This is a genomic window from Fluviispira vulneris, from assembly GCF_014281055.1.
Lineage (GTDB): Bacteria > Bdellovibrionota_B > Oligoflexia > Silvanigrellales > Silvanigrellaceae > Silvanigrella > Silvanigrella vulneris.
The window spans coordinates 590,825-610,494 of sequence record NZ_JACRSE010000002.1; the positions used below are offsets into that span (position 1 = coordinate 590,825).

Genomic DNA, 19,670 nt, shown 5'->3' on the forward strand with positions numbered 1-19,670 from the left:
GCTTTCTTATCTTAGAAATAACCATTAATTTTATATATTATCAAATAGTTAGAGGTTTTCTCTATGCAGACAAAAATGGCCAATCCTTTGGAGTTTGGCATCGATCTCGATCATTGTGAAGTTTCATCAGACACAGAGCTTGTGTCCCTCTGCGAGCTCAAAATCGGCGAGAAAGCAGTAGTTGTAGAAATTGATGAACGAAAATTAGGATTAGAAAACACTCTTCCTACAGGCGAACTTGAAAAAAGGCTCTTAGAAATGGGATTTATCGAAGGAACAGAAGTGACTTTAGAGCATGAGGGTATGATTGGCAAAGATCCCATCGCTGTCTTGATTCGTGTTTGCTCTTTAGTCGCCTTGCGTCGAAAAGAAGCTCAAGCAATTTTGGTTAGAAAGATCGCCTAATATGTCAATTCATGCAGATATTTTATCCCCTACCCGTATTGCTTTAGTTGGAAATCCAAACTGTGGAAAAACTGCTCTTTTTAATGCTCTAACAGGGAGTCGCCAAAAGGTTGCAAACTATGCGGGTGTTACAGTCGAAAAGAAAGAAGGAACTTACTTAAGCCCACAGGGTAAAAAAGTAAAAGTTGTCGACTTACCTGGCACTTATAGTTTGAGAGCGAGGAGTCCTGACGAAGAAGTCACTCGCGATGTCGTGCTAGGCAAATTTGCACATGAAAGTATTCCCGATGCCATAATTTGTGTGGCTGATGCCACGAACTTGCATCTCGGTCTTCGCCTTGTGCTTGAATTAAAAAAAGTTGGTAAACCTATTGTTTTAGCTTTAAATATGATGGATGTTGCGCGCAAACGCGGTTACGATATTGATATTAAACTTCTCGCTAAAGAACTCGGCGTTCCTGTTATCCCTACCGTTGCGATACGTAAAAATGGGATTAGCGAACTTGTTGCTGCTATTGAACAAGAAGTTTGTAATAATTCATCCGACAATTCTATAAATGAAGAAAATATAGAACAACAAAATCATACTTCACATTTAAAATGCGTTTGGACAGAACCCAATGCACGCGATGTTCGCTCTTATCACAAAGAAGTTGAGCGTATACTTTGTGTAGCGAATAGAAAACAAGGTGTTGCATCTGAGTGGACAAAAAGACTTGATAGCTTATTTTTGCATCCTATCCTTGGTACCATAACACTTCTGTTCCTATTATTTGCAGTTTTTCAAGCAGTTTTTACATTAGCTGAATTTCCAATGGAATTCATCGAAAGCAGTTTTGCAAGTCTTCAAGCTCTTGTAACGGAAAGCATGCCTGATGGTGTCCTACGTAGTCTACTTGCGGACGGTATAATTGCTGGTGTCGGCAGTGTCCTTGTGTTTTTACCGCAAATTCTTTTGCTATTTTTCTTCCTGCTTTTATTAGAAGATACAGGATATATGGCTCGTGCTGCTTTCCTAATGGATAAACTTATGGGGGGTGTTGGTCTACATGGTCGTGCATTTATCCCACTTTTATCTAGTTTTGGCTGTGCTATCCCAGGAATTATGTCTACCCGTACAATCGAGAGTAAAAGAGATCGCATCATCACGATCTTGATTGCACCTCTAATGACGTGTTCAGCGCGTTTACCTGTTTATGTGCTTATTATAGCGGCGTTTATTCCAGCAAAAACCGTGTTTGGCTTTGCATCTTTGCCTGGTTTAGTCATGTTTGGGCTTTATCTGATTGGTATTCTTTCTGCATTGGCCGTTGCATTTGTCCTCAAAAGATTCTTTATCAAAGGAAATGTGCATCCGTTGCTTATGGAACTTCCGACCTATAAAATGCCAAGTTTAAAAAATCTATTTTTAGGGCTCACAACCCGTGCTAAGTTGTTTATTACCAAGGCTGGTTCACTTATTCTAGCACTTATGGTTCTCATTTGGTTTTTAGCGACATATCCTAATCCACCAGAAGGTGCGACATTACCTGCAATTGATTACTCTTTTGCTGGTATGATAGGCCGCTTTTTTGAACCTGTTCTTGCTCCTATAGGCTTTAATTGGCAAATAGCGATTGCACTCATACCAGGTATGGCAGCAAGAGAAGTCGCAGTTGCTGCACTTGGTACTGTCTATGCAATCAGTGGAAGTGAAGAGGCTGTTGCGGAAGGTTTAGCAACCACTCTCTCTACTGCTTGGTCTTTGCCCACAGCTTTGGCTTTTTTAACTTGGTATATTTTTGCCCCTCAATGTGCACCGACTTTAGCTGTTGCAAAGCGTGAAACAAACTCTTGGTTTTGGCCAACAGTCATGTTCAGTTATATGTTTGGTTTAGCATATATTTGTGCATTTATTGTTTTCCATGTTTCACAATATATTATTGGATAAATCTAAAAGGGACTCTAGTATGCTTCAAGAAATTATTGTTATAACGATCGTTGCAGCAGCAGCTGTCTTTCTTGTTTATAAATGGTTACCCAAAAAAAAGACCTCAGTTGAAAAATCCAAAGGATGCTCATCTTCTGGTTGCAGTGGTTGTTCTGTGGAAAGTAATCCGCAAAACTTAAAAAGTTATCATAAGAAATAAATTGAAAAATAATTCTATATAAGAATTAATAATATTGGAATAGAAAATGGAGGTTCTTTTCATAAAAGAACCTTTTTTTGTGAGAATTTATGAAATCCGTTTTTTCAAGAGAAATAAAAGAAGAATATATATTGATTCATTTAGATGATGATCCTCTTGAGTTAAAAAACTTTGCTCGAAAAATACAAGCGAATAAGAAAAATATTTCTTTTAAAATTATTTCAGTTGTTAATTTATTTGATTTTAAGAGAATTATTCGATCCTTTAAAAAAATTGATTTTGCTGTTCTAGATATATTTTTATCTGAAAAAGATCATAAAAATGGAATTTCAATCGTATCGGAACTAAGAGACCTGCATCCTGAAATTATTGTGCTTATGAGTTCAAATCTAGATGATCCTGACTCAATTTTACAGAGTTTAAATGCAGGAGCCGATGAATTTCTTTCCAAAAAACTCAAAACCGAAAATATAGTCGATAAGATTCTTACTATTAGAAAATCTGCTTATTTAAAAAGAGGGATTGAGCATAAAAATATTCCCTCTGACAGAAAGTATGACACAATTGATTTTGCTGGGGAATCTTTAAAAAAAGTTTACTTACGTATACCTCAAATTATCAACTCAGCTATCACCGCTGTTTATGTTGAAGGTGAATCTGGAACAGGCAAAGAAATTATTGCAGATTTATTTTCTTCCTTCATTCTGAATGGACCTTTTATTAAAATCAATTGCGGAAGTATTGCGCCAAGTTTACTTGAAAGTGTGTTGTTTGGTTATGTAAAAGGCGCATTTACCGGAGCAATTTCACATAAATCAGGGTTGCTAGAAGATGCAAATGGCGGTTGGTTGTTTTTAGATGAAGTTTCTAGTCTTTCCGCAAACGCACAGGTGGCACTCCTTAGAGTTCTTGAGAATCAAGAAGTCACACGTATCGGGGAATCCACCCCTAGAAAAATAAATGTCCGTTTTCTCGCCGCATCCAATATTCCACTCAGTTCTCAAGTTGAAAAGGGAGAATTTCGCAATGACCTCTGGCAAAGACTGTGTGAAACAGAGATTTTATTAAAACCATTGCGGGAAAGAAAAAAGGAAATTCCCGATCTTATCCTATTTTTCTGTCAAACTATGCAAGGCGGTCCTTATCGAATTGAAAAAACAGCTATGAATGTTCTGTGCCAATTGCCTTGGGATGAAGGCAATGTACGTGAATTGCGCAATTGTCTGCGCGCCATGACCGAACATCAAAGCGATAAAGTCTTATCCCCCATGGGTATTCCAGAAAGAATCTTAGCAAAATCAAAAAAACATGATGAACAAAACGAAATCATATCTGATTGTAAAAATAATATTCTTATCAGAACCACTGACGAAAATGGGAAAGCTCTCACATTTAAGCAAATGTGTGATGAACTTTTAGATAAGTATTTACAAAAATTTTATCCAAGCAAAATAAATTTAAGTGATGCAGCAAAAAAACTCAAAATAGCGCGCAGCACATTGCAAATTAAGTGTAAAAAATTAAAGAAATATTAAGTATAGATCTTTTGTTAGATTTGTTTTAGCTTCAATAATAATTAAATAAAGTATAAGTTGATACAGCTTTAATTTCTGCAAGGTATGTGAAAAGTTAGAAGCTTCTTAGGGCAGCGTTGTTAGAAATAAACACTCATCATTGGTAATTTTAAATTGTTAATAATATTCGTTATATTTCTTAAATTTAATGTCAAAACAAAATAAAATTTCGCTTTACTTATATGATAAAAATAAATTTTGATAATATAATATATATTTTCATTGAGTTATATTTTATTAATATTAATGATTCATTAAATATAATTTATATTCTTGACTTCGGTATAAAAAAATGGATTATATTTTAAAACACAATTAAATAAACATTGTGTTTTAAAATTATTTATTAAGGAGGATATATGTTATTAAAGAAAGTTTTAGCCACGCATTTTCTTGTTTTTTCATTGAGTGCATATGCAACTAACGAAGATAAAGTGAATGAATCATTGATGCTAGGACCGAATGATAATACTCAGCATTTGACTGATAATTTTCCATTAGCGACGAATTCTCAAGAAGGTTTTATTGAATCAGATAAAGAGCACTTTAAATATAATGAAAATCCAGAATATATTATCGTAGCAAATCCATATTTTAGTTCCTATGAATATAAACCTGGTTCCATCGAAATTGAGTTAGTGGTACCAACATATTATGAAACTTCCTTCGAAAAAAATATTTTTTCAATACCAAAATATATAGTATTTCATCTGAATGAAGCATTAACGAATGAGTTTCAAAGATTAGGAATAAGTTTTAATGACTTTACTTCATTGGAATTAAATTCACCAAATCCTGAAGTACCTAAAAATTATTCTGGTATATCTATTAAAAGCACTGAAAGTACTCTTGAAATGAGAATCGAAAATGTTGAAAGTGCAGAAATGATAGCTGGACACTTACTTAGACAAGGAAAAGTCTTAGATAGAAAGAAGAATTTAAAGGACAAATTAGCAAGCAAATTACCAAAGAAAAAATTTGACGATAGTTTATATGCTAAGTTTATAAATGAGAATAAATTTGTTTTGAATATTAAACTAATATCAAGTCTTGCAAAATATCGTAAATGTAAGAATGGTGAAGAACCTAAATATTTATCTATCCGATTACCTGAGACAAATTCATAGTCCATTGTTTTCCCCATTTCTTGGTGAAAAAGTGTCAATTTGAAATGGGGGTTATGATCAGATTTAATATTTTTAAAATCAAATACTTCAAAAATCACCTACAAAATAATGATTCATTATAATTTTAATTAACTTCCAAAATCTGTCACAATAATAAGTAGTAATTTTAAATTTCCAAGCTGCACTCCCTATTTACTTAGTGATTTTTTACTAATAGTGATATAACATTATTTGTTTTTGGTAGTCAATTTTATTTCACATATTATAAGGAATATAAATCATGAAACTAATCAAAGGGATGTTTGGATGGCATTCTAATAAACAGATTTTTCAGACAGATGTCTGTAAATTAAGTGGGAAAAAATTTTCTGATTTCCCGCTTAATTTTACAAATCATCCAATGAAATTTCCACCATTTATTAATTTAGATTGTCCTTTTTTCTTTCAAGAGCAAATAAATGCATGTGGAGATACAAGTGTTAAAATGTTAGTTTCATTTCAAATCTAATCCTGAGTTTTCTATACAACTAAAGTACATCAACGACTTTATTTCTAAAAAGAGAGGTCATTTTACAGGTACATCTGATAATGATCTGAAAAAGATAGGATTGAAAACATTAAGTTTACCAAATATGATAATAAATAATTTGAAATATTTCAGTTCTTGGATTGCATATGCATTATATCACTTAGGGCCACTTATTGTAACAATTAAAGGTCGCCTTGTTCTCCATGCAGTTGTTATTAAAGGTATAGAAAATGAGACATTATTAATTCATGATCCATGGCATGGTTCGGATCAATATGTTAAATTTAGCAATTTCTTTAAAATTTTTGATAAAAATAATGAAATATTTATGTATCTACCTAATAGAAGTTTAAATAAAATTTACCCAACGCGTGAAACTGAATTGGTTATTAATTTAACATATTGTGATTGTATAAAGCCAATTCCTTTATTAAAATCTAGTGATATCATAAAACCTATATCAGTTTAGCTGTCAACTTGTCTTTTTCGCTTTTGCAATTTGAGTTAACAGTTTTGAGACTATTTATTATCAATAAAATAAAGATAATCATTAGCAGAAAAAAACATACAGCACTGCTCACGCTCCATATGCGAGGGAGAAGTGACTTTTCGCTAGAAAATATTTCCAATGCCTTGCTTCCCAAGAAAATACCTATGCCAGTTCCCAGTGCCTCAAACAAAGTTGCAGTGCTAAACACAATTCCACTTTGGTTTTTTGCTCCAAGAGAGGCTAAATAAGAATCAGCAATGGGTGAAGAAATAACCTCGGAAATTGTTATCAAAATACATAAAATAAAAACACTCAGTATTGGGTTTATGAAACTTGCTGTCAGGCCAAGTAACACATACGAAAATGCAAAAATTGAAACGCCAATAATAAAAAGCCATGATTTATTAAAATTCTCGATTGCCCTATATTTATTGTAGCATAAATACATGACAGGGATAACGATAAGAGCTTGAATCGAAAAAAAGCCAGAGGCAAGCTTTATGTTATTGAAATAATGCAGACTAAAATATGAAAAGCAAAATATAAACATTTGCAGCAGAGCGAACTGAATGACATAGCCTAGCATAAACAACAGAGTCTCTGTTTTAATTCTAATAAAGACAAGAAAATGCGCTGCAAGAGAAGCATCTTTGGGAATAAAGATAAGGGCAGAAACTGCGAGCATACTTACAAGATTTGCATAAATTATGAAATATTTTCCACCGTATTTGTCGACCAATGCTCCTAAAGGAAATAAAATGAATCTAGAAATAACAATAAATATCCCGATAGATATACCTACAGTTTGAAGTCCCACTTTAAAGTATGAAGTCATGATAATGGCGAGAAAAGGAAACAGCGAATAGTACGCTGCCTGACTGAAAAAGCGGGATGAAAGTAAAAGAGAGTCAGAATATTTCTCATTTGTTACCATAATATTCTCCGCAAAGAGTCAATGATCGAGATCGTTATTATGAATGCCTAATTTCATATTCTCCCAATTTTCCCATGAAATACTTCTTCCAGGATAAGCGACTCTTTTAAATGACCATTCATTTTTAATGAATTTAAGTATTTTTTTATAAACTTCAGCATCGATAGCGATATTATTTTTTGTAACCGTCCAAAATAAAACTTGCGCATCAAAATATAATTTTCTGAGGTCTAAATCACTCTTAACTTTAATTGGTTTTATATAAATACAGCCTAGATATTCCCTAGTGTCTTTTGAAAGAATGCTAAAAGTAAAAGCTTTTTTTTCATTAAAATCATTTTGATGTCGCAAGATGCTTAAAAGATTATCAGCATATGTTAAAGACGATGAAGCCCAATTCTCATTACCGCCAAAAACTTCTTGGATCTCTATGAGGCTACTCATTACTGTTTCATAATCTATTTTTGCATATTTTTCACTTAATTTTGAGAAAATAAATTTATCTATAATGTACTCTTCATGTACAATTTGTTTAGCAGAAATAAAATTTGTCATTATACTTTCCTTTAATTTTCATGAATTTCTTGAAAACATTTAAAATAAAATTTAGACAATAAATATTATTTTAAATGTATCTTATTTTCTTATAAATATAAGAACCATATTGAGGGAAAAAATATTAATTTTTAATTAAAATTTAACATATATCTGTTCTTAATTTATTTTATTTAAAAATAGCCAATTTTAATAAAAGTTATTATAAAAAATTTGTCAAGGCAGCAAATTAAATATTATAAATATGAGTAAAATTATTGCATTATAGGAGATGAATGATCTTAAAATTTTTTGAATGATAGTATGGGAGAGATTTAAAAAATTAAGTAAAATTTTAGTTTTAGTATAATTGACAAATTTATTAAAACAATTTAAAAAAATAGATTACAAAAATTAATGAATATTGGAGAAAGACCAATGCATCCTTTTAAACGACTTTTTCATTACTCTAAGAACTATCAAAAAGACATTGGTTTAGGAGTCTTATATTCTTCTATCAACAAAATCTTTGACATTATGCCCGAAATATTGATTGGTATTGCGATAGACACCGTTGTGAATAAAGAGCGTTCACTTCTGGCAAAATTAGGTTATCAAGTAGCAAAAGAGCAAATAATTATTTTAGGAGTCATCACCGCTCTTATCTTTGTTTTTGAATCCTTATTTGAATATTTATACTCCGTTAAATGGAGAAATTTAGCGCAAAATCTCCAGCACGATCTACGACTCGATGTATATTCACATATTCAGAATTTAGACATGGCATATTTTGAAAATAAAAATACAGGAAATTTACTATCTATTTTAAATGACGATATCAACCAAATAGAACGCTTTTTGAATAATGGAATTAACTCTATTATCCAGGTCTTTTTGTCATCTATACTCATAGGCATTGTCTTTTTTATTTTAAATCCATCCATTGCAGTCTTGTCGCTCCTCCCTATTCCTTTTATTTTATTTGGGGCGTTTTATTTTCAAAACAAAATTGGCCCCAAATATTATCAAGTCAGGGAGAATGCAGGTATTTTAAATTCCAATCTCAATAATAATATTTTAGGAATTTCAACTATTAAAAGTTTCACCACAGAAAATTATGAGTATGAAAAGATAGAACAATTGAGTTCTCAATACAAAAATGCCAACTACAATGCGATAAAATTCAGCTCTGCCATCACCCCTGTTATTCGTATGGCAGTTATGTTTGGCTTTATAATTATTCTCGTTTATGGTGGGTATTTAACACTAGACAATCAGTTAAATGTTGCATATTATAGTATATTAATTTTTCTCTCACAAAGACTGTTGTGGCCTTTGACGGATCTTTCTGAAATAACCGATAACTACCAACGGTCGCTCGCTTCAATCAATCGTGTGATGGATTTATTAAAAATACCAACCAAAAGAATTGATGCTGGGCAAAAATTGACACATGCAAATATCAAAGGGCAAATAGAATGTAAAGATCTTACTTTTGCCTATACAAATAGGCCTATTTTAAACAAAATCTCCATTAAAATAAACTCTGGTGAAACAGTTGCATTTGTTGGCACAACCGGTTCAGGAAAAAGCACTTTACTAAAACTTTTACTGCGTTTTTATGAAAAAAATTCTGGGCAAATCCTTTTAGATGGCAAAGATATTTCTACATTAAATTTATTTGATCTCCGGCGATCGATTGGTTATGTGAGTCAGGATATTTTTTTAGTGAATGGAACAATTGCAGATAATATTGCTTATGGTTCTTTTCATGCATCACGTGAAGAAATAATTCATGCAGCAAAACTAGCTGAGGCTCATATCTTTATCTCTGCCTTTGAAGAAGGTTATGATAAAATGGTCGGAGAACGAGGACAAAAACTTTCAGGTGGACAAAAGCAAAGGATTGCAATTGCGCGCGCTATTTTAAAAAATCCACCCATACTTATTTTGGATGAAGCGACATCTGCTGTTGATAACGAAACAGAATTAGCTATTCAGAAATCCTTAGAAAAATTGGTGATTGGGCGTACAACAATCATCGTTGCACATAGATTATCAACGGTTCGTCATGCAGACAAAATTTTTGTTTTCAACAATGGAGAAATCGTCGAAAACGGTAAACATGAATCACTCGTTGAGAAAAATGGAATTTATGCCAGTCTGTGGAATATTCAGATGGGTGAGAAAAATTTGAATATGAACTTTTAAAATTCTTTTGTGAAAATGATCGTAATTCAGTTGCAATACAAAATTTTGTTAGAGTCAGTTTATTTTTAGATAAAAAACTTAATAATATTATTTTATAATTATATATGAATTGGTAAGCTAGAAAATTTTACAATTTTATTAAATTTTTATAATTTACCAAATCCGATTTTTTTGTCGGATTAATATGAAAGGTTTATTATGATAAAATTAATAAAAATTGCGATAGCTATAACTCCAATTTTTTTTGCTGCAAATTCTTTTTCGCAAGAAATTAGTGAAAATGAAAGAAATCGAATAGAGCAAGAATGCCATGCAGTTAATCAAAGAAATATGGAAATTCTTAGAGCTTATGGTAATAGAACGGTGAGTGCAGAAACCCTTCTGCAAAAATGTATAAATAGTCGGATAGAAATATCAATTTTTAATAGTTACAATACTATAGAAAATACACAAGAACTTTACAGCTACACAGTGTCTGCGCTCGAAAATAAATTAGCTGAGCTGCAAAACATAAACACTCCGGAGTCAAACCTAGAATATAAATGTTTGGAAAAACAAAAGTTTGCAATTGAGTTTGCAACTCTTGCGAATGAAAGTTTTTTAAAACGAGCTCTCATTACAGCAAACAATTTATTAAGATTTAATTGTGTTAATTAGCTTTAAATAAAATTCTTCAACGTTCTAAATCAAATCACAATTTTGAAGTGCTTTGCAAGAGTCGTTCTTTATATATCAGTATTTTTTTCGGGAAGAGGATCATCTTTTTCAATCCAGCGTGAGGATTGTCTTAGTTTTTTGTTCATTATATTATAAACATCTTGCATATATTCACGATTGTCCGCACGGCGTTCGATCAAGGAAAGATGCATTTTTAATGTTTCCATAGAATTATATGCAGTTTCAATTACGACATCCGCTTGTTCGTAGGACTCTTTTCTTTCTTCCCAAAGGTTATTTACTTTTTCTTGAACTTGTTCAAGAGTTTTACAATGTGCAAAGAACGGACGGTTATCTTTCGCAGCGAAAATGCGTTGACTGATGATATCGAGTGGAGTTTTTAACGTAACAATAAGTCCCAAACGGCGAGCGTAATTTAAATTCTCAGGTTTTTGCAGAGTTCCCCCACCCATGGCAATTACGAAATTATGTCTGCGTTCGAGTTTGTGCAATATTTTTTCTTCGAGTCGCCTAAAACCTTCTTCGCCTTCAAGTTCAAATAATTGGGGGATAGATTTCCTTGTCGTAGACTCAATAAAAGAATCGAAATCTAAAAATAAACGATCGCTCATATGTGCATATATTTTTCCAAATGACGTTTTACCTGCACCAGGCATGCCTGTGAGAATGATATTTTTAAACTTCTTTGCCCAATACTTTGTCATTTTTGTCCTTTCGAAGCAACTGTCTAGCATGTGAGCGTGTTTGCATCCTAGATTGATCATTTGTAAACTATAATTAATGTTAACTGAAGACAAATCTTTTAGCGAGGAGGAAATCTCTATGAAGGAAGGCAATGGGAAAGCTTCCTTTATATTTGTTTTTACAGTTCTCATTATATTTTTGCGCTTAAATGCATCCGCTGTCCCAGGCAAATATGTTGAAAAACATTGGAGTTATGAAGGGAGTACGGGACCGGCAAAATGGGGTATGCTTATGCAGGAATTTCAAGCCTGTATTGCTGGAAAAAAACAATCCCCTATCGATATTAAAGAGCAAAATTTAAAGCAAGACAACGATATTCCTTCATTAAGTTTCGCATATTTTAGCACACCGCTTAATATTTTTAACAATGGTCACACGATTCAAGTGAATTATGAAAGAGGAAGTAAGCTTACTATTGCTCATGATGTGTATGAATTGAGCCAATTTGATTTTCACAGGCCGAGCGAACATGCCATCGAAGGGAAACGAGCAGATATGGAAGTTCACTTTGTCCACAGAAAAGAAGACGGTACACAGGTTATCATTGCGATATTAATGAAAAAAGGTTTTAGAAATAAACCGTTAGAAAAATTGTTCAATAACTTGCCTGGAAAAAATGTCTCTGAAAAAAAAGTAGAAGCGAGGATCAATGCTTTGGATATTTTTCCGCAAAAGGGTGGATTTTATACATACTCAGGCTCATTAACTCATCCGCCTTGCTTAGAAAATGTAACTTGGTATGTTTTAAAAAATCCTATAGAGCTGTCAGCTGAGCAATTAAATCAATTTTCTAAGTTATTTCAAATGAATGTCAGGCCTTTGCAGAAGCTAGAAGGGCGCATTATCGAGGTTAAAGATTAGAAATGATGAAAAAAAACTTTTTCATAGGAGTCGATGGCGGGGGGACGAAGACACTGATTCGCTTGGAGTCTGAAGATGGAAAGGTGCTTGGAGAAGGGTTAGCAGGGCCGGCAAACATAAGATTATCTGTTGATGTTGCCATCAATTCCATCGCAAGTGCTTTTGAACACGCATTGCAAGTTGCAAATCTCACTGAAATGCGTTTTTCGGATGATGTGCAATTTCATGTTGGCATGGGACTCGCTGGCTATGAAGTCCTTTCCGCTCGAGAAGAGTTTTTAGCGAAACAAAAAGGTCTTGGTTTTGCTCATTGTCACATTCAATCCGATGCATTTGTGGCATGTCTTGGTGCTCATTCAGGAAATTATGGTTCAATTATTATATGTGGGACAGGAGTTGTTGGCTTAAAATATGCAAAAAAAGGTAAATATCAAGTGGGAGGCTGGGGATTTCCCCATGGCGATGAAGGAGGAGCCGCTTGGATAGGTCTTGAAGCTATTCGTAAAACTTTGCATCTATGTGATGGACGTGGAATAGAATCCCCACTTTTGTTGCATATCAAAAAAAAATTAGGCGATAAGGTTGAGAGTGTCACAGAGTGGGCTTGTTACGCCAATGCAACCAAATATGCAGAACTTGCTAGGGATGTTTTTAAATTTGCAGAAGAAAAAGACAGCATTGCTTTATATTTATTAAACAATGCTGCTACGCACATCGAAAAAATATTTTTTGCCCTTGATAAAGTTGAAAATGAGATAAAAATCAAACTCCCATGTTCTTTAGTGGGTGGTGTGTCGCAATTTATTTTACCATTATTAAAACCTAATATTAAAAAGAGATTGGTTCCTGCGCGAGGCGATGCGTGCGATGGTGCTTTACTTATGATAAGAGAAAAATACAATCAAAGTTAAATTTTGATTGTAGAATCATAAGAGGTCATTCATGCTATGCCTTAAAAATGCAAGGATATTTGATGGTATTTCCTTTATTAAGAAAAAGAATATAATAATTTCTGAAGGAACAATTAAAGATCTCTCTAATCGAAAAATTAATAAAAATATAAATAAAGAAATTGATTTAAAAGAAAATATTATTGCACCAGGTTTTATTGATATTCAATTAAACGGAGGAGGAGGTGCATTTTTTAACGAAACGCCAACACAAGCTGCACTCTTAAAAATTTCTCGAGCACATATATTGCATGGGACCACGTCATTTCTTCCTACCCTTATTACCGATGATTACTCTAAAATTCCTTTGGCTGTGCAAACAATAAATAAATGTATAAGTGAAAAAATGCCTGGAATTTTGGGTATTCATTTTGAAGGTCCATTTATCAGCAAAGAAAAAAATGGGATTCATGCTAAACAATTTATCAGGACACCTTCTCTTGAAGAAATAAAACTTATGACATCCTTAAAAAATTGTAAAACTCTAATTACAATTGCTCCAGAAATTATGGGAAGTGATCAGATCAAATCTCTATTAAAGAAAAATATAACTATATTTGCAGGACATACAAATGCAAGTTTTAATCAAATGAATAATGCATTCGATTTGGGTATCAAAGGTGTTACTCATTTATTTAATGCTTGCAGTCAATTTGGGAGCCGCGAACCTGGAGTTGTTGGTGCATTTTTGCTAAATGATAAAGCATGGTGCGGTATAATAGCAGATGGCTTGCATGTGAGTTTTGATTCACTAAGGTTGGCGTTTAAAATAAAGAACAGAAATAAATTTATTTTAGTTTCAGATACAATGGCCCCATTTGGTACAAATATGAAAAATTTTTTTATAAATGATAATGAAATTTTTGTTAGAGATGGTAAATATGTGAATTCGGATGGGACACTTGCTGGCGCAGCTCTTTCGATATACGAAGCCTTTAAGAATTTAATAAAAAATAAACTTGTTTCTTTAGAAGAAGCATTGCCTATGACTTCAACAAATGCAGCAGAATGTTTAGAAATAGATGGAAGCCATAAACATAGTATGATGAGAGGCAGAATTCTTCCAGGATTTGCTGCAGACTTAGTTGTTCTTGATAAAAGCAATTTAAAAATTAAGAATGTAATACAGTCAGGTAAAATTATATTTTAAATAATAGAGGAAGAATGATGAAAATTAAAACAGAATGGACAGCAAAAGAATATCCCCACAACTGGGAATTTATCGGTGAATGTGAAGAAGGTGAAAAAATAAATATTTCTGTAAAAAATGGTGACGCAATAAAGATTGCTCCGAATCCGAAAGAACTTCTTTTACAAGGAATGGCCTCTTGCACTTCCGTCGATGTTGTGAGCACATTACAGAAAATGCGACAACCACTTGAAGAGCTCAAGGTCGAATGTGAAGCAGAGCAAACCACAACCCACCCGAAAGTCTTTGCGAGTTGCAATTTAGTTTATTATGCAAATGGTGAAAACCTGAACAACGAAAAAGTTGCTAATGCTGTTTTTTTAAGTTTCACAAAATATTGTGGGGTGAGTGCAATGATTGAAAAATCGGGTTGCTATATTACTCCTAAGCTTTTTATAAATAATAAAGAAATAGATATATTTGACCCTGAGAATAAAATTTCAGATAAGCTAAAACATTGGAAGGATGAAATTGCGAGTCATTGCAAAAATGGAATCGCCTTTGTGACAGGCGCTTCAAGAGGCATTGGCCATGATCTTGTTCAGCAACTATGTGAAGATGGTTATGCAGTCATACCGTCTTCCCGCTCAAAAGTCACATTCGAGCATAAAAATATTTTTGATTCATTGTATTTAGATGTTGAGAAATCCCATTCTATTCATTATTTAACAAATTTTTTAAAGAAAAATTCAATTAATTTTAATTTAATTGTACACAATGCAGGAGTCTTTAGTGCAGATGAAACGAGCACTAACTCAACAGTGAGTTTTACAGAAATACAAAGGATTTTTGCAACAAATGTGTTTGGCTTGATTGAAACAAATAATACATTTATGCAATTGATGAACCCAATCTCAACTATTGCTTTTGTTGCAAGTTTGATGGGGCATGATTCTTATGATACATATACTCATACAGCTTATCGTATGTCAAAAAGATCTGTAATCCAATATGCTAAAAATCTTGCGCTTGAGTTTGAGAGTCAAAATAAAAAAATATCTGTTTTAAGTTTACACCCTGGCAGTGTTAAAACGGATATGAATCCGAATGGTAAAGTTTCAGTAAAAAATTCAGCACAACAGATCACCCAACTTGTTTCATCAAAAATGCTTGCAAATAGAATGAAGCACAATGGTGGATTTTGGAATTATAATTTGACGAAGGAAGCTTGGGAGTGTTTAAGTTAATTATTAAAAAAGGGAAAATAAAAATTTGAGGTGAGCATGAAAACAGCTGGTTTTTTAATTACAGGCAATGAAGTCCTTTCTGCAAAAACAAAAGATACGAATGGTCCATTTATGGGTATGCATTTGCGGAGAATAGGCGTTTCTGTCAAAGCATCAATGATGTGTTCTGACTTAATAACAGATCTGAAAGACTGTCTGAATTATTTAGCCGAGCGATGCGATGTAATTTTAATGACAGGAGGTTTGGGGCCAACTTCAGATGATTTAACAGCAGAAGTTGTAGCACAATTTTTCAATGTCCCAGTTCAATTTAATGAAGAAGCCTGGGAAGCCTGTGCTGCTTTTTTTATTAAATCTGGGAGGGAATCTATTCCTGAAAGCAATAAAAAGCAGGCACTTCTCCCACAGGGATGTGAACTCTTACCAAATAAACTTGGCACAGCCGCAGGCTTTTGCACGACAGGTAAAAAATTTGGTAAAACACTTAAAATTTATTCTTTACCAGGTGTTCCTTATGAAATGGAACCCATGTTTTTAGAATTTGTTTTGCCTAATTTAACAGATCAAACATCAATGCCCGTCGTAAAAAATTGGCAAGTTTTTATTATGGGTGAATCCTTTATGCAGACTGCAATTGAAAAGGCAGAAAAATCTCTCATAACAAAATATCCCAATGCTGTTGTTTCCTACCAAGCTCATCCTTATTATGTGTCTTATGGTATTACTCTTTTTCCTAAATCTGTCAGTGAAAAGCTGGAATGTGAAAATTATTTAAATGCGGTTTATTCAAACGAAGTAGAGCAAGCATTTTCTAAACATATTTTATATGCTGAAGATAAAAAAGTCCCTAATTATATTTTAGATCGTCTCGAAAACTTAAAATTAAGTATTGCATTTGCAGAGAGTTCATGTGCTGGATATTTAAGTAAAGAATTGAGTTCCTTAAATAAAAGTTCAAAATATTTTTTAGGATCGATAATTACAAGTAATAACAGTATTAGAAATAATATATTATTTAATTCTGAAGAAAATAAAATAAAATCAACTGAAGATCTCGTGATTGCAATGTCTTTATCGACCATAGAAAAATTTAACTCAGATATTTCCCTTTCGGAAAGTGAAAATAAAGAAGCGACACACTTCGATTCAAACTCAGATAAAAAAGAAGGATTTTATTTGTCCATGGCTTTTAGAAAGAAAAGTTTAGATAATATAGAAAAAATAAAAGAACTTCTTACAAAATTTTCTTGGAAAAAAATTGAAAATATAAATAATCAGGATGTTTATGTTTTCTCATGTTTTATAAAATCAAATCAACGTCACACTCCAGATGTGCAAAAAACTAGAGCAAGTCATTATTTGCTTTGTTCTCTCTCCGCAGTTTTATAAAAAAGTGGGTGCGAGTGTCTCTTCCCTTAGGAACGTAACAGACTCTGTTCTCAATGAGCATAACTTTCATGCCATTTTCTGAGTAAGAGATAAGATATAAAGTGGAATAGACTGTAAATGACAACCCCTAATGCTGTGATTATAAATAATGCTGCAAATAATTTGTCTGTTTCTAAATTGTATCCCGCCATTAATAAAATATACGCTATTCCTGATGCTTTTCCTCCTGTGCCTGCAATAAACTCAGCTGAAATTCCTCCTATTAGGGCCAACGCTCCTGAAATTTTTAATCCATTTAAAAATGAAGGTAGAGCCGATGGAATAAATAATTTTTTCAGAATAAATGTATTTGAAGCACCGTAAATTTTAAAAATTTTGATCAACGAATTGTCCGTACTTTTGAGTCCAGAAAGAGTTGAAGAAATTATAGGGAAGATACATGCAATCCATGCACAAATAACCAAGGTTAAAAAAGTATTACTTTTAAACCAAATAATTAATAATGGAATAATTGAAACTATAGGAGTTGTTTGCAAGATAACGATAAATGGAGAGATAGCTTTGTCGAGACTTTTAAATTGAAATACACTGATCGCAATGAAAACACCAGACAGAATTGATAAAAAAATTGCTAGAAATGTTACACTTAATGTAATTAATGTTGCATAAACAAAAGTTTTTAAATAGATTATAAGTGCGATAAATACATCGAGTGGAGCGGGGAGAAAATATTTTGGTATATGAAAAATAATAATAATACTTTGCCAACAAATAAAAATAACAATAAGAAAAATAAAAGGATAAATAATTGAGGAGATTTTAGATTTTATTTTAGACATTTTGGTTTTCCAATATCTTACGGATTATGACACAATTATTATGAAATTCTTCCGAGTTTCTATAGTTTTTAATACTGGTTTTTTCTTTTTCAATTTTAATTTGACCTATAATTTTTCCAGGATGTTCAGAAAAAATATAGATACGATTGCATAAGGAAACAGCTTCAGCAATATTATGCGTAACAAATACACTTGTTAATTTTTTTGTTAAATATATTTCATATATTTCATCTGCGAGTCTTTCTCGCATAATTTGATCAAGAGCCGCAAATGGTTCATCCCAAAGTATAACCTCAGGATCTGTGATGAGAGCGCGCGCTATAGAAGCACGCATTTTCATTCCTCCTGATAGTTCTCTTGGAAAATGTTTTCTAAATTTTTGCAAGTCTAATATTTGTAAATATTTATTTACTTTTTCATCAATTTCTTTTTGTGGTGCATTCAAAATTTCTAGAGGTATTGCTATATTTTGTTCTAGATTTTTCCAAGGCATCAGACATGAATCCTGAAAAACAAACGCTGATTTTCTTTTTGTAGAATTATTTTTTAAGTTACCTGAAGATATTTTTTCTAGACCTGAAATCAGTGTGAGAAGAGTAGATTTACCACAACCTGAGGGACCTAAAATTCCTATAAACTCACCTTTTTCAATTTCCATTGTCACATTTTTTAGTACAGTTAGATTTTTATATGTTTTACTCACGTTCTCTAATTTGATAAAGTTCACTTGTTATCTCTTTTTCAGGAGTGTTTCATTTAGCACAACATATTTCCATAGGATAATGTCAATGAGAAAATATCTTAAATCAGAATTTAGAAGTGTACCATATTTTATTTTGCTACTAATAATAGCAGGGATTGTTATTTATGTCCTAGGAGCAAAAAAAGAGAAAAAAATTCAAGAAAATGATGAAAACGATTTATTTTCTTTAACACTTGGAACCGATTGGTTTGCCCAAGCGGAGCATGGAGGATTTTATCAAGCAGTTGCAGCAGGTATTTATAAAAAATATGGACTCAACGTAAAAATAAAAATGGGTGGTCCGCAAGTCAATGGATTACAGCTCCTCTTAGCTGATGAAGTACAATTTTATATGCCCAATTCTTATATGATGATAAGCGCAGCAAAACAAAAATTACCTCTAATCAGTGTCGCTGCTATCTTTCAAAAAGATATTCAAGTTTTATTAGCACATCCTCATGTTGGAAATGATACAATGGAGAGTTTAAAAAACAAACCTATCTTTATTTCTGCGCCCACAACGGCTTCAATCTGGGGATTTTTAGTTGGGCGCTTTGGCTATTCTGACAGCCAGAAAAGATCTTATTCCCATTCTTTAACCCCATTTTTACAAGATAAAAATTCTGTCCAAGAAGGTCTTTTAACATCAGAGCCTTACTTAATCGAAAAAAAATATGGTTTTAAACCTGTTACCTTGCTTTTGTCAGATTATGGCTTTTCTGGATATGGAGAGTTGATGACCACAACTCTAAAATTTGAAAGAGAGCATCCCGAAGAGGTTGGAAAATTTATCCAAGCATCAATTGAAGGATGGAGAAATTATCTAGAAAATCCCGTTTTAGGAAATGATCTTATCAAAAAAGCTAATCCAAATATGACAGATGATTTGCTAAAATTTGCTCATAATAAGCTCATAAGTGAAAAAATTTTAACAGGAGAGGATACAAATCAATTTGGAATTGGCGCGATGACAGATAAACGTTGGTCTGAATTTATGAATATGCTTATCAAATATCAAGTTTTTGATGAAAATGTAGATTATAAATCCATTTATACGTTGAAATATTTAAACAAATAATTTATTTTGTTATATTTTTTCTAATAAATTAATATTAAAAAATAATTTTTTATATTCTTGTTAATTTATAATTTCTAAAA

20 protein-coding genes are annotated in these 19,670 nt (G+C 32.5%); 15 read left to right on the forward strand and 5 right to left on the reverse strand.

The genetic code is table 11. The features are described 5' to 3' along the window. The first annotated feature begins 63 nt into the window (after positions 1 to 63). The 7 genes from H7355_RS06370 to H7355_RS06400 all read left to right on the forward strand — a co-directional run bounded on the left by H7355_RS06370 (position 64) and on the right by H7355_RS06400 (position 6,233). Positions 64 to 405 carry a FeoA family protein gene (locus tag H7355_RS06370; RefSeq protein WP_222435670.1) on the forward strand — a complete coding sequence of 114 codons (342 nt, stop codon included), beginning with the start codon at positions 64 to 66 and terminating at the stop codon, positions 403 to 405. 1 nt (position 406) lies between these two features. After that, positions 407 to 2,335, forward strand: coding sequence for a ferrous iron transport protein B (gene feoB / locus H7355_RS06375; RefSeq protein ID WP_186645887.1), 1,929 nt, complete (start codon positions 407 to 409; stop codon positions 2,333 to 2,335). Between the two features lie 19 nt (positions 2,336 to 2,354). After that, positions 2,355 to 2,534: a FeoB-associated Cys-rich membrane protein gene (locus H7355_RS06380; RefSeq protein ID WP_186645888.1), complete on the forward strand. Its 180-nt coding sequence runs from the start codon at positions 2,355 to 2,357 to the stop codon at positions 2,532 to 2,534. Between the two features lie 89 nt (positions 2,535 to 2,623). After that, positions 2,624 to 4,069 carry a sigma-54-dependent transcriptional regulator gene (locus H7355_RS06385; protein WP_186645889.1) on the forward strand — a complete coding sequence of 482 codons (1,446 nt, stop codon included), beginning with the start codon at positions 2,624 to 2,626 and terminating at the stop codon, positions 4,067 to 4,069. Between the two features lie 398 nt (positions 4,070 to 4,467). Then, the gene (locus H7355_RS06390; RefSeq protein ID WP_186645890.1) at positions 4,468 to 5,235 is read left to right on the forward strand and encodes a hypothetical protein; all 768 of its coding nucleotides are present in this window, start codon (positions 4,468 to 4,470) and stop codon (positions 5,233 to 5,235) included. Positions 5,236 to 5,515: 280 nt separating this feature from the next. After that, positions 5,516 to 5,743: a hypothetical protein gene (locus tag H7355_RS06395; protein WP_186645891.1), complete on the forward strand. Its 228-nt coding sequence runs from the start codon at positions 5,516 to 5,518 to the stop codon at positions 5,741 to 5,743. Positions 5,744 to 5,843: 100 nt separating this feature from the next. Next, the gene (locus H7355_RS06400; RefSeq protein ID WP_186645892.1) at positions 5,844 to 6,233 is read left to right on the forward strand and encodes a papain-like cysteine protease family protein; all 390 of its coding nucleotides are present in this window, start codon (positions 5,844 to 5,846) and stop codon (positions 6,231 to 6,233) included. Here the strand turns inward: H7355_RS06400 and H7355_RS06405 are convergent. Both H7355_RS06405 and H7355_RS06410 read right to left on the reverse strand, forming a co-directional pair. Next, the gene (locus H7355_RS06405) at positions 6,220 to 7,188 is read right to left on the reverse strand and encodes a hypothetical protein (RefSeq protein WP_186645893.1); all 969 of its coding nucleotides are present in this window, start codon (positions 7,186 to 7,188) and stop codon (positions 6,220 to 6,222) included. The two genes, H7355_RS06400 and H7355_RS06405, sit on opposite strands and share 14 nt — an antisense overlap. Positions 7,189 to 7,206: 18 nt before the next feature. After that, positions 7,207 to 7,743: a hypothetical protein gene (locus tag H7355_RS06410; protein ID WP_186645894.1), complete on the reverse strand. Its 537-nt coding sequence runs from the start codon at positions 7,741 to 7,743 to the stop codon at positions 7,207 to 7,209. 417 nt (positions 7,744 to 8,160) lie between these two features. Between H7355_RS06410 and H7355_RS06415 the strand changes: the two genes are divergently transcribed. Then, positions 8,161 to 9,933: an ABC transporter ATP-binding protein gene (locus H7355_RS06415; protein ID WP_186645895.1), complete on the forward strand. Its 1,773-nt coding sequence runs from the start codon at positions 8,161 to 8,163 to the stop codon at positions 9,931 to 9,933. A gap of 198 nt (positions 9,934 to 10,131) precedes the next feature. Next, positions 10,132 to 10,590 (forward strand): hypothetical protein, encoded by a 459-nt coding sequence (locus H7355_RS06420; RefSeq protein WP_186645896.1) that lies wholly within the window; start codon positions 10,132 to 10,134, stop codon positions 10,588 to 10,590. 68 nt (positions 10,591 to 10,658) lie between these two features. Here H7355_RS06420 and H7355_RS06425 read toward each other — a convergent pair whose 3' ends face one another. Then, positions 10,659 to 11,315, reverse strand: a complete 657-nt coding sequence (locus H7355_RS06425; protein ID WP_186645897.1) for a shikimate kinase — start codon at positions 11,313 to 11,315, stop codon at positions 10,659 to 10,661. Positions 11,316 to 11,433: 118 nt separating this feature from the next. On the opposite strand from H7355_RS06425, the gene H7355_RS06430 reads away from it, so the two are divergent. The 5 genes from H7355_RS06430 to H7355_RS06450 are packed head-to-tail and all read left to right on the forward strand — an operon-like array spanning position 11,434 to position 16,931. Further along, complete coding sequence (locus H7355_RS06430) at positions 11,434 to 12,216, forward strand: carbonic anhydrase (RefSeq protein ID WP_186645898.1); 783 nt, start codon at positions 11,434 to 11,436, stop codon at positions 12,214 to 12,216. Positions 12,217 to 12,218: 2 nt separating this feature from the next. Then, a complete protein-coding gene (locus H7355_RS06435; protein WP_186645899.1) occupies positions 12,219 to 13,127 on the forward strand; it encodes a BadF/BadG/BcrA/BcrD ATPase family protein in 909 nt (302 codons plus the stop codon). A gap of 31 nt (positions 13,128 to 13,158) precedes the next feature. Next, positions 13,159 to 14,316: an N-acetylglucosamine-6-phosphate deacetylase gene (gene nagA, locus H7355_RS06440; protein ID WP_186645900.1), complete on the forward strand. Its 1,158-nt coding sequence runs from the start codon at positions 13,159 to 13,161 to the stop codon at positions 14,314 to 14,316. A gap of 14 nt (positions 14,317 to 14,330) precedes the next feature. Continuing rightward, a complete protein-coding gene (locus H7355_RS06445) occupies positions 14,331 to 15,542 on the forward strand; it encodes an SDR family NAD(P)-dependent oxidoreductase (protein ID WP_186645901.1) in 1,212 nt (403 codons plus the stop codon). A 36-nt stretch (positions 15,543 to 15,578) separates the two neighbouring features. After that, positions 15,579 to 16,931 carry a competence/damage-inducible protein A gene (locus H7355_RS06450; RefSeq protein ID WP_186645902.1) on the forward strand — a complete coding sequence of 451 codons (1,353 nt, stop codon included), beginning with the start codon at positions 15,579 to 15,581 and terminating at the stop codon, positions 16,929 to 16,931. Between the two features lie 50 nt (positions 16,932 to 16,981). Here H7355_RS06450 and H7355_RS06455 read toward each other — a convergent pair whose 3' ends face one another. Next, positions 16,982 to 17,770: an ABC transporter permease gene (locus H7355_RS06455; protein ID WP_186645903.1), complete on the reverse strand. Its 789-nt coding sequence runs from the start codon at positions 17,768 to 17,770 to the stop codon at positions 16,982 to 16,984. Continuing rightward, on the reverse strand, positions 17,763 to 18,497 hold the full coding sequence (locus H7355_RS06460; protein WP_186645904.1) for an ABC transporter ATP-binding protein: 735 nt from the start codon (positions 18,495 to 18,497) through the stop codon (positions 17,763 to 17,765). The genes H7355_RS06455 and H7355_RS06460 overlap by 8 nt, the downstream gene beginning before the upstream one ends. Positions 18,498 to 18,558: 61 nt before the next feature. Here H7355_RS06460 and H7355_RS06465 point away from each other — a divergent pair, with 61 nt between their 5' ends. Next, on the forward strand, positions 18,559 to 19,590 hold the full coding sequence (locus H7355_RS06465) for an ABC transporter substrate-binding protein (protein WP_186645905.1): 1,032 nt from the start codon (positions 18,559 to 18,561) through the stop codon (positions 19,588 to 19,590). Positions 19,591 to 19,670: the final 80 nt, after the last annotated feature.

Bases quoted from the DNA above. Each gene is read 5' to 3' on its own strand.
- H7355_RS06370 (WP_222435670.1), top strand. From the start codon at position 64: ATGCAGACAAAAATGGCCAATCCTTTGGAGTTTGGCATCGATCTCGAT.
- feoB (WP_186645887.1), top strand. From the start codon at position 407: ATGTCAATTCATGCAGATATTTTATCCCCTACCCGTATTGCTTTAGTT.
- H7355_RS06380 (WP_186645888.1), top strand. From the start codon at position 2,355: ATGCTTCAAGAAATTATTGTTATAACGATCGTTGCAGCAGCAGCTGTC.
- H7355_RS06385 (WP_186645889.1), top strand. From the start codon at position 2,624: ATGAAATCCGTTTTTTCAAGAGAAATAAAAGAAGAATATATATTGATT.
- H7355_RS06390 (WP_186645890.1), top strand. From the start codon at position 4,468: ATGTTATTAAAGAAAGTTTTAGCCACGCATTTTCTTGTTTTTTCATTG.
- H7355_RS06395 (WP_186645891.1), top strand. From the start codon at position 5,516: ATGAAACTAATCAAAGGGATGTTTGGATGGCATTCTAATAAACAGATT.
- H7355_RS06405 (WP_186645893.1), bottom strand. From the start codon at position 7,188: ATGGTAACAAATGAGAAATATTCTGACTCTCTTTTACTTTCATCCCGC.
- H7355_RS06410 (WP_186645894.1), bottom strand. From the start codon at position 7,743: ATGACAAATTTTATTTCTGCTAAACAAATTGTACATGAAGAGTACATT.
- H7355_RS06415 (WP_186645895.1), top strand. From the start codon at position 8,161: ATGCATCCTTTTAAACGACTTTTTCATTACTCTAAGAACTATCAAAAA.
- H7355_RS06420 (WP_186645896.1), top strand. From the start codon at position 10,132: ATGATAAAATTAATAAAAATTGCGATAGCTATAACTCCAATTTTTTTT.
- H7355_RS06425 (WP_186645897.1), bottom strand. From the start codon at position 11,315: ATGACAAAGTATTGGGCAAAGAAGTTTAAAAATATCATTCTCACAGGC.
- H7355_RS06430 (WP_186645898.1), top strand. From the start codon at position 11,434: ATGAAGGAAGGCAATGGGAAAGCTTCCTTTATATTTGTTTTTACAGTT.
- H7355_RS06435 (WP_186645899.1), top strand. From the start codon at position 12,219: ATGATGAAAAAAAACTTTTTCATAGGAGTCGATGGCGGGGGGACGAAG.
- nagA (WP_186645900.1), top strand. From the start codon at position 13,159: ATGCTATGCCTTAAAAATGCAAGGATATTTGATGGTATTTCCTTTATT.
- H7355_RS06445 (WP_186645901.1), top strand. From the start codon at position 14,331: ATGATGAAAATTAAAACAGAATGGACAGCAAAAGAATATCCCCACAAC.
- H7355_RS06450 (WP_186645902.1), top strand. From the start codon at position 15,579: ATGAAAACAGCTGGTTTTTTAATTACAGGCAATGAAGTCCTTTCTGCA.
- H7355_RS06455 (WP_186645903.1), bottom strand. From the start codon at position 17,770: ATGTCTAAAATAAAATCTAAAATCTCCTCAATTATTTATCCTTTTATT.
- H7355_RS06465 (WP_186645905.1), top strand. From the start codon at position 18,559: ATGAGAAAATATCTTAAATCAGAATTTAGAAGTGTACCATATTTTATT.